The organism is Paenibacillus sp. FSL R5-0908, from assembly GCF_038006245.1.
Lineage (GTDB): Bacteria > Bacillota > Bacilli > Paenibacillales > Paenibacillaceae > Paenibacillus_AQ > Paenibacillus_AQ odorifer.
The window spans coordinates 2,584,589-2,602,201 of sequence record NZ_JBBOUV010000001.1; the positions used below are offsets into that span (position 1 = coordinate 2,584,589).

At 44.1% G+C, this 17,613-nt stretch carries 19 protein-coding genes and 1 other RNA gene; 11 read left to right on the plus strand and 9 right to left on the minus strand.

The window, feature by feature from the left end:
• Positions 1-60: 60 nt before the first annotated feature.
• The 3 genes from MKZ09_RS11235 to MKZ09_RS11245 all read right to left on the minus strand — a co-directional run bounded on the left by MKZ09_RS11235 (position 61) and on the right by MKZ09_RS11245 (position 2,706).
• A complete protein-coding gene (locus MKZ09_RS11235) occupies positions 61-1,272 on the minus strand; it encodes a putative glycoside hydrolase (protein WP_076133634.1) in 1,212 nt (403 codons plus the stop codon).
• Between the two features lie 231 nt (positions 1,273-1,503).
• Positions 1,504-1,692: a hypothetical protein gene (locus MKZ09_RS11240; RefSeq protein WP_036689649.1), complete on the minus strand. Its 189-nt coding sequence runs from the start codon at positions 1,690-1,692 to the stop codon at positions 1,504-1,506.
• A gap of 180 nt (positions 1,693-1,872) precedes the next feature.
• Complete coding sequence (locus MKZ09_RS11245; RefSeq protein ID WP_036689285.1) at positions 1,873-2,706, minus strand: YitT family protein; 834 nt, start codon at positions 2,704-2,706, stop codon at positions 1,873-1,875.
• A 335-nt stretch (positions 2,707-3,041) separates the two neighbouring features.
• On the opposite strand from MKZ09_RS11245, the gene MKZ09_RS11250 reads away from it, so the two are divergent.
• A complete protein-coding gene (locus MKZ09_RS11250; RefSeq protein WP_076203254.1) occupies positions 3,042-4,694 on the plus strand; it encodes a DEAD/DEAH box helicase in 1,653 nt (550 codons plus the stop codon).
• Positions 4,695-4,821: 127 nt separating this feature from the next.
• On the opposite strand, the gene MKZ09_RS11255 is transcribed toward MKZ09_RS11250, so the two are convergent.
• A complete protein-coding gene (locus MKZ09_RS11255) occupies positions 4,822-4,920 on the minus strand; it encodes a hypothetical protein (RefSeq protein ID WP_036689290.1) in 99 nt (32 codons plus the stop codon).
• Between the two features lie 186 nt (positions 4,921-5,106).
• Here MKZ09_RS11255 and MKZ09_RS11260 point away from each other — a divergent pair, with 186 nt between their 5' ends.
• The 3 genes from MKZ09_RS11260 to MKZ09_RS11270 all read left to right on the plus strand — a co-directional run bounded on the left by MKZ09_RS11260 (position 5,107) and on the right by MKZ09_RS11270 (position 6,784).
• The gene (locus MKZ09_RS11260; protein WP_076133633.1) at positions 5,107-5,940 is read left to right on the plus strand and encodes a YesL family protein; all 834 of its coding nucleotides are present in this window, start codon (positions 5,107-5,109) and stop codon (positions 5,938-5,940) included.
• Between the two features lie 103 nt (positions 5,941-6,043).
• A non-coding RNA gene (ssrS, locus tag MKZ09_RS11265) (6S RNA) lies at positions 6,044-6,235 on the plus strand.
• A 159-nt stretch (positions 6,236-6,394) separates the two neighbouring features.
• Positions 6,395-6,784 carry a DUF1499 domain-containing protein gene (locus tag MKZ09_RS11270; RefSeq protein ID WP_036689295.1) on the plus strand — a complete coding sequence of 130 codons (390 nt, stop codon included), beginning with the start codon at positions 6,395-6,397 and terminating at the stop codon, positions 6,782-6,784.
• Between the two features lie 189 nt (positions 6,785-6,973).
• Here the strand turns inward: MKZ09_RS11270 and tpx are convergent, their stop codons facing one another.
• The gene (gene tpx / locus MKZ09_RS11275) at positions 6,974-7,492 is read right to left on the minus strand and encodes a thiol peroxidase (protein WP_076125122.1); all 519 of its coding nucleotides are present in this window, start codon (positions 7,490-7,492) and stop codon (positions 6,974-6,976) included.
• Between the two features lie 117 nt (positions 7,493-7,609).
• Between tpx and MKZ09_RS11280 the strand changes: the two genes are divergently transcribed.
• Complete coding sequence (locus MKZ09_RS11280; RefSeq protein WP_076125160.1) at positions 7,610-8,245, plus strand: rhomboid family intramembrane serine protease; 636 nt, start codon at positions 7,610-7,612, stop codon at positions 8,243-8,245.
• 4 nt (positions 8,246-8,249) lie between these two features.
• Complete coding sequence (locus MKZ09_RS11285) at positions 8,250-9,164, plus strand: LysR family transcriptional regulator (protein WP_076125124.1); 915 nt, start codon at positions 8,250-8,252, stop codon at positions 9,162-9,164.
• 36 nt (positions 9,165-9,200) lie between these two features.
• Here MKZ09_RS11285 and MKZ09_RS11290 read toward each other — a convergent pair whose 3' ends face one another.
• Positions 9,201-9,872 (minus strand): zinc metallopeptidase, encoded by a 672-nt coding sequence (locus MKZ09_RS11290; RefSeq protein ID WP_076125126.1) that lies wholly within the window; start codon positions 9,870-9,872, stop codon positions 9,201-9,203.
• A 35-nt stretch (positions 9,873-9,907) separates the two neighbouring features.
• Positions 9,908-10,339: a MerR family transcriptional regulator gene (locus MKZ09_RS11295; RefSeq protein WP_036689305.1), complete on the minus strand. Its 432-nt coding sequence runs from the start codon at positions 10,337-10,339 to the stop codon at positions 9,908-9,910.
• A 548-nt stretch (positions 10,340-10,887) separates the two neighbouring features.
• Here MKZ09_RS11295 and MKZ09_RS11300 point away from each other — a divergent pair.
• The 3 genes from MKZ09_RS11300 to MKZ09_RS11310 are packed head-to-tail and all read left to right on the plus strand — an operon-like array spanning position 10,888 to position 14,141.
• The gene (locus tag MKZ09_RS11300) at positions 10,888-12,282 is read left to right on the plus strand and encodes an ammonium transporter (protein ID WP_036689307.1); all 1,395 of its coding nucleotides are present in this window, start codon (positions 10,888-10,890) and stop codon (positions 12,280-12,282) included.
• Between the two features lie 39 nt (positions 12,283-12,321).
• Positions 12,322-13,395, plus strand: coding sequence for a DUF294 nucleotidyltransferase-like domain-containing protein (locus MKZ09_RS11305; RefSeq protein ID WP_076203312.1), 1,074 nt, complete (start codon positions 12,322-12,324; stop codon positions 13,393-13,395).
• The gene (locus MKZ09_RS11310) at positions 13,392-14,141 is read left to right on the plus strand and encodes an exonuclease domain-containing protein (protein WP_076133631.1); all 750 of its coding nucleotides are present in this window, start codon (positions 13,392-13,394) and stop codon (positions 14,139-14,141) included. The genes MKZ09_RS11305 and MKZ09_RS11310 overlap by 4 nt, the downstream gene beginning before the upstream one ends.
• On the opposite strand, the gene MKZ09_RS11315 is transcribed toward MKZ09_RS11310, so the two are convergent.
• Positions 14,123-14,599: a Mov34/MPN/PAD-1 family protein gene (locus MKZ09_RS11315; protein ID WP_076203259.1), complete on the minus strand. Its 477-nt coding sequence runs from the start codon at positions 14,597-14,599 to the stop codon at positions 14,123-14,125. The two genes, MKZ09_RS11310 and MKZ09_RS11315, sit on opposite strands and share 19 nt — an antisense overlap.
• A 161-nt stretch (positions 14,600-14,760) precedes the next feature.
• Between MKZ09_RS11315 and MKZ09_RS11320 the strand changes: the two genes are divergently transcribed.
• Together MKZ09_RS11320 and MKZ09_RS11325 are read left to right on the plus strand one after the other, a co-directional pair.
• Positions 14,761-15,324 carry a TlpA family protein disulfide reductase gene (locus MKZ09_RS11320; RefSeq protein ID WP_076133629.1) on the plus strand — a complete coding sequence of 188 codons (564 nt, stop codon included), beginning with the start codon at positions 14,761-14,763 and terminating at the stop codon, positions 15,322-15,324.
• Positions 15,325-15,339: 15 nt separating this feature from the next.
• Positions 15,340-15,576, plus strand: coding sequence for a hypothetical protein (locus MKZ09_RS11325; RefSeq protein WP_076204795.1), 237 nt, complete (start codon positions 15,340-15,342; stop codon positions 15,574-15,576).
• A gap of 397 nt (positions 15,577-15,973) precedes the next feature.
• Here the strand turns inward: MKZ09_RS11325 and cimA are convergent, their stop codons facing one another.
• Entirely contained in the window at positions 15,974-17,593 is a 1,620-nt protein-coding gene (gene cimA / locus MKZ09_RS11330) for a citramalate synthase (protein ID WP_036689313.1), read from the minus strand.
• Positions 17,594-17,613: the final 20 nt, after the last annotated feature.

A 17,613-nucleotide genomic window follows, 5' to 3' on the forward strand; every position in this document is an offset into this window, starting at 1 on the left:
GCAGACGCCGGGTCTTTAGCATACGTATATCAGATCAGCTATAAATAATAAGGGCTGTATTCATTGTTTTTCGTAATCAACATCGGCTGTATAGCGATTGTTGGCGTTCCAGAGAAGGAACTCATCCACGTTCTCATCTTTTAAAGCGCGGATTTGATCTTCCACCTGTTTTTTACCATATTTCACATAATGACCACTTCCGAGCCAACTTGCTGTAAAGTCTTGAATCCAAGGCCGAATAACGGGTTTGTAGCTGCCCAGTGGATCAAGCTTCTTATGTGTATCAACCATGGAGCCTTTGATTGTAGCATAAGGATCTAAGTCGGGCTCCTTCACACCAAACCATCCCGTTGAATAGTGGCTTGGATAAACCATTGGACTGATAACATCCACATTCTTGGATATTTTAACAAAGTCCTGGCCAATACCCTCAGCAGGGGCAGATGCGGCATATCCAAAAATATCTACGGACACACGGACACCAAGTGGAGCTAGCTCTGCTTTGGCATATTTAACAAAATTAGATACGATTTCTACGCGTGAATCACTGGTTTTAGTGTATTTAAGGGTTTCAGCACGTTTTTCGAATCCTTCCGGAAAACGAACATAGTCGAACTGAATTTCTTTGAAGCCGAGCTTAACAGCTTCCTTGGCGATATCCACATTGTATTTCCACACATCTTCATTATAAGGATTAACAAAGCTGTCGCCGCCCTTATTCTTCCATACAGTGCCGTCAGTATTAACAAAAGACATCTGCGGGTTCTTCTTGGCAAGAATAGAATCTTTAAAAACAACAATCCGGGCGATAGGATAAACATCATGTTTCTTCAAACGTTCCATTAACTTGCTGATATCTCCAATAAAAGGCTGAGGGTTACCGAGTTTCTGAAGGTCGGCATTATCGGTCTTATACGTGATATAACCCGCATCGTCCTTAATGTCTATAACCATTGAGTTAAGTTCGGTTTGGTCAAGCAATGTGAGCAGCTTTTCCATTCGTTCCCCACCAGCACTGTAGGCGGTAACATAGATGCCTTTTACTTTGGGTGCATCTGGCTGTGGATCGGTGTGTAACATACTTTCTGAGTTTGTTGCTTCAGGTGAAGCGCTTGGAGCTGGAGTTGCTACATTCGAATTGTTGTTTTGTTGTGCAATGATGGGGGGATTCATGGCGGACTTCAAAGCGATCGCCACTTCAGCGTCATGTTGGTTCTGTTGTACGCCTACGCTTCCCAAGGCCATCATCAGTAGAGCCCAGGTGATGTTCATTCGTTTTTCTCTCCCTTTATGTACTTTCCCCTAAATTATATAGGAACGGTTGCTCCCAAAAAGAACAGTGTTGTAACAATATTAGCTCAGATTGGGAATAAAAAACCGCCTTTGTTGTTTATAAACGAGATGTATGGATTCGAAACGGTATGGAAAAAGTAAATGCCGCCTTAAATCGGCAACAGGGCCGAACCCAAGGCGGCAACTATCAAGACTTCTCTTGCGGCTTGCTCATTGAAGATACGCAGAATTCTGATGTTCACAGATGCTGTAATGGATAATATCCATGGCATCTGCAGGTTCCAGAATACTTAGCCCGTCTCGCAGAACGATTACTGAATTTAATTCGTCCTGTTTGAGAAACGGCATCATATCAGGATACCACCTCATGACGATTGCTGACAGTTTTACCGTTTCCATTTCCACAAAAATCACCCTTTCCTTTTTCGATAGTTCTGAATAGATTCAGTGTTCATCGGAAAACGAAGTGCTTTGGAAAAAAGAGGGGTAAATCTCAATCTTTATGAAATTGTTAGGGTTCTGCGTGTGTATAATATATCATAATTCTGAGTTTGGTGCATTTTCCAATACTAGGAATTTTTATTTCCTCATTTTGTCTTTCCGGAAGGAACCCATAACACCCACTGTTTCAACAATATTTACAAAAGCTTGAGGATCTGTCGTGCGGATGATACGTTGCAGCTCTGCAAGTTCGTAGCGGGTTGTTACCGTCATTAGCATGTCCTTTTCAACGTGAGAATAAGCGCCTTCTGTTTTAATCTTTGTGACACCTCGTTGAAGGCCTATTAGATGTTGCAGTAATTCATCTGTACGGTTTGTTACAATATATACGGTTACCTTTAAGTGGCTGATATGAATCATATCCAACACTTTACCTGTTACATATATAGATACCATTGATGAAAGTGCTAAATTCCAGTTCTGGTCAAGATAAGCGGCCGCCAGGATAACTAGTCCATTTAAACTTACGACTACATTTCCGACCGGGAAATCTCGGTATTTAGTGATAATTGAACCCAGGATGTCAAAACCTCCGGAAGAACCTCCTGCACGGAAGGAGATACCGCAGCCAATCCCAACGAGAACTCCGCCAAATACAGAGGACAGTAGCATATCTGTAGCCACCAGATGCTCAGGAATCACCGTTAAGAACCAGGTTGTAAACACAACGGATAACATGCTCATAATAATAAATCTCCGGCCTAACTGGAACCAGCCTGCAGCCAGTAGAGGAATATTAAAAAGCAAGTATAAGAGGCTTATGTTTAATGGAGTGAAATAACCCACTAACATGGAAAGTCCAGATACGCCACCACTTAGTAAACGGTGTGGAATTAAAAATAGATTAAATCCACTGGCGATCAGTGCTGCCCCTAAAAAAACAACCAAACAATTCAAAATCTGTCTTAACAAGTAAATCCACCCTTATCTATATATTTAAAAAAATAAAACATGAAAGCAATGAAAAGAAAGGAACCCACTGGTATTCTCACATGTGTTTGTGATATAATGTATAGGATATTCTTGAGTAGAACGTTACAATGGTATTTTTGCATTGCATCGGATGTAAAGCTACAGTTGCTCAGGTACAACAAGGTACCTGATGATTAGGGAGGCTTTTCGTCCCAAAAGCGCTATATCATGCAGAAAATAGAGCATGATTGGACAGCCTATAAATGTGTTTACCGCTACTTAAGAATACAGACAAGCATGTGGAATGTCCACTGTATAGAAGGAGCATGAATAATTTGAAAACATTCGCAGAATTTGGCTTGGAGCCAAAAGTGCTACAAGCAATCACAGAGTTAGGATTTGAGGAGGCAACACCGATACAGGAACAGTCGATCCCATTAGCATTGACTGGGTCGGATCTGATCGGTCAAGCTCAGACTGGTACAGGTAAGACTGCTGCTTTTGGTATCCCCCTCATTTCGAAGATTAACCGTGAAGACGAAAAAATCTTGGCCCTTATTATGGCACCAACTCGTGAGTTGGCCATCCAAGTGTCAGAAGAAATTGGCAAACTAAGCCGTTTCAAAGGTCTTCGCTCGTTGGCGATTTATGGCGGACAGGATATTGGACGTCAAATCCGTGGATTGAAAAAGAAACCACAAATCATTATTGGTACACCTGGTCGTTTGCTCGATCACATCAACCGTAAAACGATCCGTTTGGATGATGTTCAAACTGTTGTATTGGATGAAGCAGATGAAATGCTGGATATGGGCTTTATGGAAGATATTCAGACTATCTTGAAGCTCGTTCCTGTAGAACGTCAAACCATGTTGTTCTCTGCTACAATGCCACCAAACATTCAACGCCTAGCTCAACAATTTCTTAACAACCCGCAACATGTCTCCGTTATTCCGAAACAAATCAGTGCCCCACTGATTGATCAAGCTTATGTGGAAGTGCCTGAGCGTCAAAAGTTTGAAGCTCTTAGTCGTTTGATTGATATGGAATCACCTGAATTAGCTATCGTATTCGGACGTACTAAGCGCCGGGTTGATGAGCTTGCTGAAGCTTTGCAAAAACGCGGATATTCTGCTGATGGATTGCATGGTGACTTGTCACAGAACCAACGTGATGCTGTAATGCGTAAATTCCGTGATGGCAGCATTGACGTGCTGGTAGCTACTGACGTAGCGGCACGTGGTCTGGACGTATCCGGCGTAACTCACGTAATTAACTTTGACTTGCCACAAGATCCTGAAAGCTATGTACACCGTATTGGTCGTACTGGACGCGCAGGTAAAGAGGGTACGGCTTGGTCATTCGTTACTCCACGCGAAATCGATCACCTGCATTTGATCGAACGTGTTACTCGTCACCGGATTACTCGTAAACCTTTGCCAACAATGGCTGAAGCTATTGAAGGTAAACAACGCGTTACTGCTGAGCGTTTGCTTGAAGTGGTAGAAAGCGGAGAGTTGAACGAGTACAAAGGAATTTCTATTCAATTGCTTGAGCAATATGATTCCGTACAATTGTTGTCCGCAGCTATGAAGCTTCTCACTGGCGACAAGAAGGATTCCGCAATTGAATTGACGCCTGAAGATCCAATTCGCGCTAAACGTCGTGGTGGCAAAAACGATATCCGCAGTGGCCGTAAACCTAATGGTGGTTATGGCGGAAACCGTGGTACTTCCGGTGGCAGCGGTAGCGGTGGCGGATACCGTGGTAACCGTGATAATAACGGTGGCGGTAGTCGTGGTGGCTATAGCAGCGGTGGCAGCAACTACGGTAGCGGCAGTGGCGGCTATGGCGGTGGCTATAAAGGCAACCGTGATGGCGCACCAGCTCGTGACGGTGGTGCAAACCGCAGCGCAGAGCGTAAACCATACACTCGTCCAAGCAGCACGAGCACTCGTCCTGCAAAACGTGAAGATTTGGATAATTAATACTTCGTCAAGATAGCAAAGAAGACGAGATGCCGCATTGCGGTTCTCGTCTTCTTTTTGCTGAAATATAAGGATGTTTGGTGAATTGTTGTGTCCTTAGTAGGGCGCGAATTTGTTTTGTGTGATATTAGTATCCGAATGTACGAGTGATGATAACGAGCAAGATAAACAATACGAGGATCGTGCCTGTAGAGGTCCAACCGCCGAAGCCAACAGGTGTAGACATGAGATAACCTCCTTTAAAATGTGGGGATTTTGGTATTTCTTATGGTTACAATCCTAATATATGGACTATAAAGGCTTTACGTATAGACGATAGTCTATAATTCAGAAAGTTGGGCTATGGAAATGAGGAGGTCAAATGAGGTATAGTTAAGATATGTAGTATGTAAGAGACAGAGGAGGAAGGGAATTGGAGTTTAAAGGAGCAATGGGCGGCTTATACCGCGTCACAGAATGGATTTCACGTATCGCAGGAAGTAATATCTTATGGGCACTATGTTCCGCCCCGTTTTTGTTTTTTGGTGTTTTAAAGATGATTATGTTAGGGACAGGCGCAGGTGGAGCGAACGAGCAAATTACATTGAACTGGGCAATGGGAATTCTAGCGCCCTTTACGGTGTTTCCAGCTTCAGCCGCTTTATTTACTGTAGTACGTAAGTGGGTAATGGGGAATACGGATGTAGGAACTTTTCGTACATTTTTTCAGGGGTATAAAGAGAACTATGTAAAAAGTATGCTCGGAGGAGTTATCTATACATTGATGTTCGTTGTTATGTACGTTGATGTAACAGTTTACATGACACAAATGCCTAACTTTAGAATTGTTGGTATTTTGATGTTGGTGCTGATGATACTTTTGTCGGTATCCATGTTTAACTTCTTTTCCATTGTGGTTCATTACCAAATGGGCTTCAAGCAAGTGATGACCAATTCTATATTGCTGACTATAGCGCGCCCAATTCGTGTGTTCTCTACATTGATTGCAGCCGCGGTTCTTGTTTATATCGGTCTTAGATATCCGGCTCTGTATTTCATTTGTATTCCAACGTTGATTGCAATGGCGGCCTTCTTTAACTTCTACGCTACTTATAATAAGCTACAGCTGCAAGTAGAAAAGAAGAAACTGAAAGAGCAGGAAGAAGCAGAAGCAGCATTGAACAATCGGGCGGATGAATATGACGACGATGACGATGATGATGACTACGAGGATGAAATTGATGAAAAGGACACCAAACGCATTTAACAAAATGCTGGATTAAGCGTTTATATTTCCAGGTAATTAATTCCTGTGTAAAAATAAAGCGCATACAGGTTTACTTTTTCGTTAAAACGCAATATAATAATAACAAATCCTGCGATGTACGTTACGGTTACTCGTTGTTTTGAACCAATGATAATGTCTTGGGAGATCTACACGAAGCGCAGCTGAACCGCCCTGTCTATATGACTTGGGGAATTCAAAAACGTTTTCTGCGATCACCCACCTGCTCTAGCAGGTTCAGAAGACACTGTAGCCGGACGGCATAAGCGGGTTTTCTCTTGTTTAAGCCAAGGCGCCCTGTTTCCCGTGAATAATGGGAGCGGGCGCTTTTTTGTATGTCTGGAATAAAGGGAAAGTGAGTTATACCCTTTTGTTCCTGAGACAAGAGTGTTACACTTAGAATAATGAACTTGGGATTTGTAGAGGGGGAAGAATTTTGTCGTTAAAAAGAACCTTGGTTGGCTTATTCCGCAGTCATGATGGAACAAGCGACCGCGCCAAAGATCCGACATTGAAAACGCGTTATTACAATCTAACTAAAGACAAAGCATGGGAAGAAGTTTCATCAACTTTAAAGAAAGTTCCTGGATTTAAGGTGCTTCACGAAGTGGAGTCTGTAGGTGAGATTACTCTTGAGAAAAGAACGGCATTTGGCCGTACGCTGGACATTACGGTATCGGTGCTTAATACGACGCCTGTTCGTTGTGGTGTAGATATGTATTCTGCATCTAGAGGTTCACTTGGTGATCTCGGGGCGAATTACCGTGTGATTCAACGCTTGTATGCATCTTTGGACAAAAAATTAGGAAAATACAAAGCAGACTGATTTTTAGAGGCCCGTCAAACCCTTCTTGCTTAGGGGTAGTATGAATGCGTTTACGTAAACGGTGAGCTGCTCAGTGTGTTATCGATAAATCTTTCTATTACAAAAAAAGCGGGAGAAGGATGGACCTTCTGCCGCTTTTTTAACAGAGATAATTAAGTATTGTTGGAATAACCGCTACTGATTAAATAATTAGAGCAGCTTCTTCACAGCAGCAATAGCATCTTCATAGTTAGGGTGCTCGGTCATTTCACTCAAATATTCAACATATACGATCTTGTCGTTCTTATCCAAAACAAAGATGGAGCGCATATCTAAGCGGAATTCTTTAATCAGCACACCATAGGCTTGACCGAATGAGGTTGCTTTGTGATCGGATAGAGTAATAACTCGATCGATGCCGGCAGCACCACACCAGCGAGCTTGGGCAAACGGCAGGTCTGTGCTTACAGTGAGAATTACCACATCGTCACCAAGCTCTGCGGCTTCACTGTTGAACCGGCGGGTCTGTGCGTCACATACCCCGGTATCAAGAGAAGGGACAACACTGATTAGCTTGATTTTACCGGCATAATCACTTAGAGACACGTCTTCCAGAAGATTCTTGCTCAGAACAAAATCGGGTGCAGGATCACCAGCTGTTAGCTTAGGTCCTACGAGAGTGATGGGGTTGCCTTTAAAAGTAGCTACGCCTGTTTTTTCTTGCGTCATATCCTTGTTTTCCTCCTCGAATTATAATATTGGATTCTTACTGCCACAATAAATTATAATCTTAATAGCAGGAAGATGTCCAACCGGACAAGATATATATGTAAAGGGATGGGTGTTATGATATTTATTCGGTACGAAAATTGGAAAAGTTATGTCCGGTATTATCCGGTAACCTGTCTGCTTATATTGGCCAATGTGATCATGTTTATCCTGACGGTAATTAACGGAGGATCAACAAATATTCAAACGCTTATTGATTTTGGTGCTATAGTTGATGTGAGTCCGTACAAAGAGGAACTGTGGCGCTATCTGGCCGCTATTTTTTTACATAATGGGTTTTCCCATCTGTTCTTTAATTGCTTCGCTCTCCTGGTGTTTGCACCGCCTCTGGAGCGATTGCTGGGCTGGTGGCGTTATGCGCTGCTCTATGTGGCGGGTGGATTTCTGGCAAATCTGCTTACAATTGCGATTAGCGCTCGCTCAGTAGTAGAGGTTGGTACGGTTTCGGTTGGCGCTTCTGGAGCAATCTACGCCATTTATGGTGCATTTTTATACATTGCCGTTATTCAACGGGCGATGATGGATGAGGGCTCGCGTAAGACTTTATACGGATTGCTAATGATCGGGATCATTATGTCGTTTGCTACACCGAATGTGAATTGGGTTGCACATCTCGGAGGTTTGGTTTCTGGCTTTTTCGTATATGGGCTAATTATTCGTATATTCAAAAAAAGCCTAAGACAGGGGCGATGATGGAGTGGAGCTAAGACAGCTGCAATATTTTTTAAAGGTAGCTCAAAAAGAACACGTAACAAGAGCGGCAGAAGAGCTTCATGTAGCGCAGTCTGCGGTAAGCCGTCAGATTCATCAGCTGGAGCAAGAGCTTGGGGTTGATCTATTCATGCAAAAAGGGCGCAATCTGCAGCTTACCCCGGTTGGGCAGCTCTTTTGCAAGAAGGTTGAGAGTATCCTTAAGGAGCTGGAGCATTCGGTAAATGAGGTACATGAATTTCTGGATCCCGAGCGTGGTGAGATTCGGATTGGATTCCCGCATAGCCTTGGCACACATCTCATCCCGACTATCGTTGCAGATTTTCGTAAGTATTATCCTCATGTCAAATTTCGTTTCAAACAAGGGTCTTACCCTTCTTTGATAAAAGATGTATTGTCTGGCGAAGTGGATTTAACTTTCATTTCGCCTTTTCCGGAGAATGATGAGCATGTCTCGGGGGATATTGTAATGACTGAAGAGTTGTTTGCGATTCTTCCTCAGAATCACCGGCTGGCAGGAGAATCTGAAATCCGGTTGGAACAGCTGCAAAAAGAGAAGTTTGTTCTATTCAGCCAAGGCTATTCGTTGAGACCTATCGTTTGGCAAGCTTGCTTGCAGGCGGGATTCCAACCGCAGATTGCTTTTGAAGGCGGAGAGACCGATACCATTCGTGGTTTGGTGGCCGCAGGGATGGGTGTAAGCCTGCTTCCGGAGATGGCGTTCTATCAGACGAATCCTCTTCAACCAGCCCAGGTGAAGGTTGTGGAGCCTGCGGTGACAAGAACGGTTGGCTTGATCTACCGTACAGATAGTAAATTACCGCTGGTGGCACGTTCCTTTCGGACTTTTTTAATCTCCTACTTTAAAGCTAGGCAAAATAATACCCCGGTCGGCTCTTAGCCTTCCGGGGTTTTTGTTGTTTAGAGGTATGCGATGTTAGTCGCGGTTGCCTAAAAAGACGGTGATCAAGCGGAGCAATTCAAGCAAGGATACTAGAGCAGCGGCAACGTAAGTTAATGCAGCGGCGTTGAGAACCTTTGCTACTCCGCGTTCTTCTTCGTTGCGGATGAAACCTTGTTCTACCATGACCTGACGAGCCCGGTTACTGGCGTTGAATTCTACAGGCAGCGTTACCAGCTGGAATGCAACAGCGGCTGAGAAGAAAATGATACCCAAGCCTATAAGATTAAAGTAACCGAAGATGAAACCTGCCATCAGCATGAAAGGTGCGATGCCTGATGCGAAATTAACTACCGGGAACATCCGGTGACGAAGTGTCAACATAGGATAACTTACTTTATGCTGAATCGCATGGCCTACTTCGTGACAAGCGACAGAAATTGCAGAGATGGAACTTTCATAATACACAGGCTCTGATAAGCGTACAACTCTGTGGATGGGGTCATAATGGTCTGAGAGTGTGCCTCTTACAGGTTCAATCGGAACATCGTGTAAGCCGTTAGCGTCGAGCATACGTCTCGCGGCTTCATATCCAGTCAGGCCGTTCGAATTGGCTACCTTTGACCACTTGCTGAAGGTTCCTTTAACTCTAAACTGTGCCCACAATGAGAAAAGAAAAGCAATAATTACTAATAGGTACATAAACATAGATGCATTCCTCCACTGTATTGTAAATATGGTATTTACATTGGCGGTCCTTGCGTAAGCAATAGCCGGATCGCTTCCATGCAGGCTAATCCCTGAGGGAGCAGATTTGAAAGTACGCGACTGGCCTGTCCTGGCTTCAAACCGCTAATAAGAGGTTCAAGGGCTTTTACTTCCCGTTCTAGCCGCTGCATTTGCTGCTCTAACTCAACTAATTTATCAGAGACGTCAGTTTCTGGTGTTGCCTCGTTCCATTTGCCTAGCATAGATTTGATTTCTTCCAATGAATACTTGTCATGCTTTAATTGAGTAATACGTTCTAAAGCGGCCAAGGTTTCATGGCTGTATAGCCGATAATTTTTGGTGCTTCTAGATTCCGGGGAGATTAATCCCAGTTTCGTGTAATAATCAATAGTTCGTTCACTAATGTGAGCGGCCTTAGCTAATTCTCCAATTCGATACAAAATCATATCCCCATTTAATCTCGCCTCACTAATTGAATACGACTGCCGATAAGTGGCGGTCATCTCCTAAATTGATGGTTTCTTATGCTATCTGTAATGATAACAAACTGGAAACCATACAGTCAAACGTCATACTTTCATAAAGTATATGCAGTAAAGAAGGGTTAATTCATGAACGGTGATCTGTAGTTTCTATACAATACACTCAAACTCAAAGGAATATCAAATTTGAAGAATGATTGGGGTTGAAAAATATAAGTTACCCCAATACATAACATTTAATGTTATGTATTTTGTGATTTTGGTAAAAGATGCGTTCAATTATCAGGTAATATAAATGAGATTGTACGCGTAGTTATTTTAATGAAAATGCAGCTAGAATCAGGCCTTTAGGACCTCTAGTCCATTAGTACTGTGAAAATTTCGTGTGCTCAAATAAAATAAAATAAAAACATTCCTAAAATAGTCTTGTCAATTTACCTGACTTCTGATTATAATGACATTAAGAGTTTCACGCTTTGTTAGAAAATATAACATTGGGGAGTGGGGTAAAAATGAAAAAGAAATGGTTGATGATGTTACTGGCCATGATTACACTGATGATTTATCCGGTAAGTGCTTTTGCAGCGGACGGTCCGACGAACGTTGACTTACAAGTCGGATTGGACACAGCGTTTACCTTCCTGGCATTCATTTTAGTATTCTTTATGCAAGCAGGGTTTGCAATGCTCGAAGCGGGTTCGGTTCGGATGAAGAATGCAGGGCACGTAGCAGGTAAGACAGTACTTACCCTGGCTATCGCAAGTCTTTGCTTCTGGGCTATCGGCTTTGGACTTGGTTTCGGTAACGGCAATGGCTTCTTCGGTACTACAGGCTTCTTGTACGGAGGAGATTCAACCGCAGCTTCTTTTGAATCACTTGCATTTTCTGATGTTACTTTAAATGTTAAATTCTTATTCCAAATGGCCTTTGCAGCAGTTTCCTTGGCTATCGTATCTGGTGGTATGGCAGAACGTGCGAAGCTAAGTGTGTATATCATTTTCGGAATTTTGTTCTCCGTCGTAATTTATCCAGTTGTAGCTCACTGGGTATGGGGCGGTGGCTGGTTGGCTGAGCTGGGTATGCAAGATTATGCAGGTTCCACGGTTGTCCATCTTACAGGTGCAACGGCAGCAGTGGTAGCAACCATATTGCTTAAGCCTCGGCTTGGTAAGTTTAATAAAGAAGGTAAACCCGTGATCATTCCAGGTCATAACCAAGTATTTACTGTACTCGGTGTTATTATCCTCTGGTTTGGTTGGTTCGGATTCAATCCAGGTAGTGCTTTGTCCCCAATGGGCGGTTTCTTCGGTCACGTAGCCCTAACAACGAACATCGCAGCAGCAGCAGGTGGTTTGGCAGCATTGATTGCTTCTTGGTTATACTTTGGTAAATCTGATATTCCAGCGATGCTGAATGGTGTTCTGGCTGCATTGGTTGCAATCACAGGAGCGTGTGCTTTCGTTGATCCATGGGCAGCAATCATTATTGGTTTTGTAGCCGGTGCTTTTACATTCATGACTTCCCAATGGCTGGAACGTGCAGGGCTTGATGATCCAATCTATGCTTTCTCGGTGCATGGTATTGCGGGGATGTGGGGTGCAGTTTCAACGGGGCTGTTCGCTGTACCTGAGCTTATTACTAAAGGCGGCTTGGTAGGTGAAGCTGGATTGTTCTACGGTGGCGGTTTCCATCAACTAGGGGTTCAAGTGCTTGGTGTGGTTGGAACATTTGTTTTTGTAGCCGTTCTTTCTTTCATCATCTTGTATGTAATGAAGGTAACTATCGGACTTCGTGTTACAGAAGAAGAAGAATTGATGGGTTTGGATATCAGTGAGCATGGTACCTACGGATACCCTGAGCAAATGAAATTGATCGCAGATTCGGAATCCAAAACCCTTAAACAATAACATTTCACCTCGGACAGGGAGGCGGACCGTGTGGCAGCGATGGAGTTAACAGATGAGTATAATGAAGAAAGCTTTAGGACCATCGTATTGGCCGGTTCGTCAGAGGAGCTTAGGGAGAGGCGTGTTGCCTGTCAAAAAGTACTTCTCGAACAGTTGAATGTTATTCCTATAGAGGAATGGATGTTCCGTGTGAATACTATGCATGATCTTATTGCCCAAACCGCAGTACTCATATGTGAGGCGCAGATGAAAGAGGCGGGCTATGGCCCGCCTCCCTGTGCTTATTCCTTTATTGTGTTTGGCAGCAGTGGGAGGCAGGAGGCAACGCTTTGGAGCGATCAGGATAATGGCCTGATAGTCGAAGGAGAGCCTGATGGGGAAAAAAATCGCTATTTCGAATTTTTCGGAACTTTGTTATCCGATATGCTTGAAGAAGTAGGATATGAGAAATGTGCGGGGAAGGTAATGTGCTCCCAAGTCATGTGGCGTAAGACATTATCTGAATGGATAGAGCAGCTTGATAGCTGGAGAAATCAGTTGGAATGGGAGCCGATCCGGTATCTTATTATCTCTTCTGATATGCGTCATGTGGCAGGAAGCGTGGAGTTATCAGCGAAGTGGCAAGAAGCTTTCTATGAAGGCTTTGCGGAAAATGAGCAGCTGTCTAATGCTGTTCTTCGCAATACAGTGCGCCACAAAGCGACTTTGAATTTACTGGGACAGGTGTTAACAGAACGGTTTGGTGATTATGCAGGCGGATTTGATGTGAAGTATGGGGTCTATATTCCGTTAGTGAACATTGTTAGACGGTTGTCATTACTACATGGCATTAGAGCTGGCTCGACATTAGAGCGGATTGAAGCGCTTGATAGGCTTGGGAAATATCAACATTTAGAGGATATTCGCAGAGCTTTCTTGTTAGCAATGCGGTTGCGAGTGAACACGCCATATAGTGTTCAGAATGGATTGTTAATCAGCAGTGATTATGTAGCTGAGAGTGAATTGAAGAATAAGCAGCTGCTGTCTGAGCTGCGTGAAAGCCTGCTGCTTGTCAGACGCCTTCATCGGGCGCTGCAGCGTCAGCTCCGCTCAGCGGAAAGGTGGCGGTCATGAGGGAGCCGAACAAAAGCGGAGGATTCTGGAGTAATCTAAGACAAGGTGGAATGCCCTCGGCAATTGCTTCGATGAGAGGTGGGGAAACTGCGCAACAGACTGCGCAGCAAATGGCCTTTATTCGATCTTTGATGCGAGAGAAGCGGCGGCCTGAGGTGCTGCATACCCCATTGTCTGAATTAGAGACAGTGATCTTTGATCTAGAGACTACAGGCTTTTCCCATCAGCATGGGGATGAGATTATGTCTTTCGGAGCCGTCAAGGTTGTTGGAGAGCAGATTAAAGAAGAGGAATGCTTTTATACACTGGTGAACTGTCAGACGGCTATTCCGGAGGATATTACAAGGCTGACTGGGATTACGGAAGAAATGACACAATCCGCTCCCTCCTTAATCGATGGCCTTCATAATTTTATGTCCTTTGTAGGTCAGAATGTGCTGGTGGCACATGCAAGCTCACATGACAAGGCTTTTCTTAATGCTGCTTTATGGAAAACCTCTAAAGTTCAGCTAACCCACCGTGTGCTGGACACGATGATGTTAGCGCGATGGCTTGAGCCACAGCGAAGTAATTATTCGCTGGATGAGCTGCTATATGTGCATGAAATTCCGATTCATGGCCGTCATCATGCCTTGGAAGACGCAAAGATGACAGCTCAGCTGTGGGTGATCTACCTGCGGGAAATTTCGGAGCGCGGCCAAGTGGATACCTTGGGAGATCTCTATGCTTATTTAAGTAGAACATGAAGCGGGGCTTGGGATAAACCGCGGGACAAATTACCGCACTCATCAGGCAAACGCTCAATATAAAATCCGTTCAGAATGGGATTGGCGCTGTCTTTGGCGTTGGGAGAACCTATAAGATAGAGCGCAAACTCAGGTCCTAGTGCTGTCAATCCTTTATAATCGGCAACTGAAGGGATAGGTGCTGAATGTGGGTGGGAATGAAATAGGCCGATAATTGTCGGTTCGTTGTACAGTATATTAATCCACTCTTCAGGGTGAGGAGTGAAGGTGTGCAGCGGGTCTGGCGCTACGTTGCGCAAGGGTACGTAAGTATCAATGAGCATGCCACCCGCTGCGGCAGCACCCAGCAGGACTCCACATGCTTCATGCGGATAACAGGACAGCAGGTGCTTCCCCAGTGCTTGCTGTGCGGAATTTTTCAGTCTTATTGGCTGGACATTTCCCTGGAATGCTGCCATTTGTTCACCCCTCTCTCTTCATTAGGGTTTCGTCGCAGACGAAACCCTCTTTTTTTATTATAAAAGTATATATTATTGTGTAAAAAATGGATGGTTTGAAATTTAACCTATTGAGGGTACAATAGTAGAAAACTATTCCAATTGTAAAGGAACAGATGACTATGAAAGCAAGTAACAAATTAAATATAACAGTATTGCTCATAGTTGTATGTGTTGCTGTGTTTACGGTGTGGCATAATCGTGAGCCAAAAGCAGAAGCTGTGCTTGCGCAGCAAAATGAGCTGCCGATGAAGAGCGGACCTAAGGCTGGACTGCGTGCACCTTCGTTTTCACTTCAGGGAACAGATGGGACTACCTATGTTGTTGATGGCCCCAGAGATAAAGCGGTAATCCTTAATTTCTGGGCTTCATGGTGTGATCCCTGCCAGCAGGAAGCTCCTGAACTTAATACTATGGCCACTAAGTATAAGGATGTACTAGATATTTACGGTATTAATGTGAGCAGTCAGGATTATAAACCCAATGCTGAACGTTTTATCAAGAAATACGGTCTTGTGTTTCCGGTTATGTTTGATGTAAAAGATGAGGTGTACAGCAAATATAATGGAGCTGTTTTTCCCACCAATGTGCTCATTGATAAGAATGGAGTGATCTCTGAGATTATTCTAGGTATTCTTAGTCCTGAAGAGTTGGAGGAGAAAATAATCAAGCTTACCGAATCATGAAGCAGGCTGTCCCATATGGAGACAGATCTGTTTTTTTCTCCAAACAGCAAAAGTCTACAGATCAGCGATTCTTCTTATTGGAGGATCGCTGATCTGCGTTTTTGGTCAGCCGCGATTTGCTATAGTAGACCACAAGCAGTAATTTCACTATACCGTGGAGCAGAAATGGCTGGAAACCCGAAAGAAGCCTCGTTAGAACAATTGGGGAATTTCTCCCTATTATTTCGAGATCTCGGGTCATTCAACGAATAATTAGGGAAAATACCCCTCTAATCTAGCTGTTTTGGTGGAAAATAATGAAATCACCTTGATTTTTAGGGAGGAATTCCCTATTTCCGTTCATTTATAGCGAATATCGGCTATTTTCAGGGAGTTTTTCCCCAATTACTCTACCTCGCCACGAACCCGCACTCGCATCCCCCACATCCCGCACCCGAACTCGCACCCCATGCATCCCGTACATCCCTCAACGCCCACTGCACACCACACACCACACACCACACACCGCCCACCGCCCACCGCCCATAGTCTATGGGCTAAAGTAATAGTCCGTTATATAGCCTATTTAATAAAAAAGAAGCTGCCCTATAAGTAGAATTCTACTTTTGGGAAGCTTCTTTTTGTCTTACAAAATTCTATAAGTGATCAATTAATGATTGACCAGGCCTCTAGGTTCATTGCTGGTCGTCTTCTCATTCTCCAATGAGAGCTCATTGAGAAGCGCGTAGCGCATACTGTCAACAAGTGCCTCCCAGCTGGCTTCAATTACGTTACTGGAGACACCAACCGTACTCCAGGTGTCTGTGAAGTTCTTGGATTCAATCAATACCCTTACCTTCGCTGCAGTCTGATCCTGTTCATCTATTACACGGACTTTATAGTCGGATAGATGCATTTCCTTTAATTGTGGGAAATAGGTCTGTAATGCTTTACGAAGCGCGTTATCGAGTGCGTTGACTGGACCGTTACCTTCAGCAGCAGTATAAAGATTCTCACTGCCAACTTTCAGCTTAACGAACGCTTCAGATACTACTGGATGTTCTGCGGTTTTCTCAACTAACATCTTGAAGGATTCAAAGGTAAAGGTTTCATTCATCTCGCCGGTAGCTTCCCGAAGGAGTAGCTCCAGTGAGGCATCGGCACCTTCAAATTGATAACCTTGATGTTCCATCGTTTTGATCTTCTCGATTACCCGGCGAGCCTGCTCGCTGCTTGGATCCAGATTTAAACCCATGTCCTGCGCTTTGGAGAGTACATTGCTCTGTCCGGCAAGTTCGGAAACCAGCACACGCTGCTTGTTCCCGACAAGCTCGGGAGCGATATGCTCATAGGTCCGTGAATCACGCATGATGGCGGAGACATGGATTCCACCTTTGTGTGCGAAAGCTGCATTTCCGACATAAGGCTGATTTACCGGCAGATTAACATTAGCCACTTCACTAATATAGCGGGCAGTGTTGGTAAGCTGCGATAATGAATCGCCTGGAATACAGTGATAACCCATTTTGATCTGTAGTGTAGGAATAATAGAACATAGGTTGGCGTTACCACACCGTTCACCGTAACCATTAATGGTACCTTGTACTTGCCGTGCTCCAGCTCCGATGGCGCTAAGTGCATTGGCAACCGCTAGCTCACAGTCATTGTGAGTATGAATTCCAAGATTGGCTCCGGGCAATTGTTGATTTAGAGCGGTAACAATCTCATGAATTTCGTAAGGTAAGGTCCCACCATTGGTATCGCACATTACAAGCCAATCTGCTCCGGCTTCCCGAGCTTTGGACAGAACAGCTGCTGCATATTCAGGGTTATTCTTGTATCCGTCGAAGAAATGCTCGGCATCAAAAATCACTTCAAGGCCTTGGCGTTTCAAGTAGGATATGGAGTCGCCGATCATGGCGAGATTCTCCTCAAGCGTAGTCTGTAATGCAGTGTGTACATGAAAATCCCAAGATTTTCCGACGAGTGTAGCAGCAGGAACCCCTGCGTCAATCATACGTTTTAAATTGTCATCGTTTTCGGCCAAGGAATTCTTCCGCCGAGTGCTGCCGAACGCTGTAATTTTGGCGTTCAGATGAAGCTCCTTGACTCTTTTGAAAAATTCAATGTCTTTATTGTTGCTTCCCGGGATGCCACCTTCAATATAGTGCACACCCAGATCATCGAGTTTCTTGGCAATCTTCAGCTTGTCGTCAGCCGACAGACTGATGCCTTCACCTTGGGTGCCGTCGCGTAATGTAGTATCGAAGATGGAGATGGACTTAGACATGAGAGTCCTCCTTATAGGGA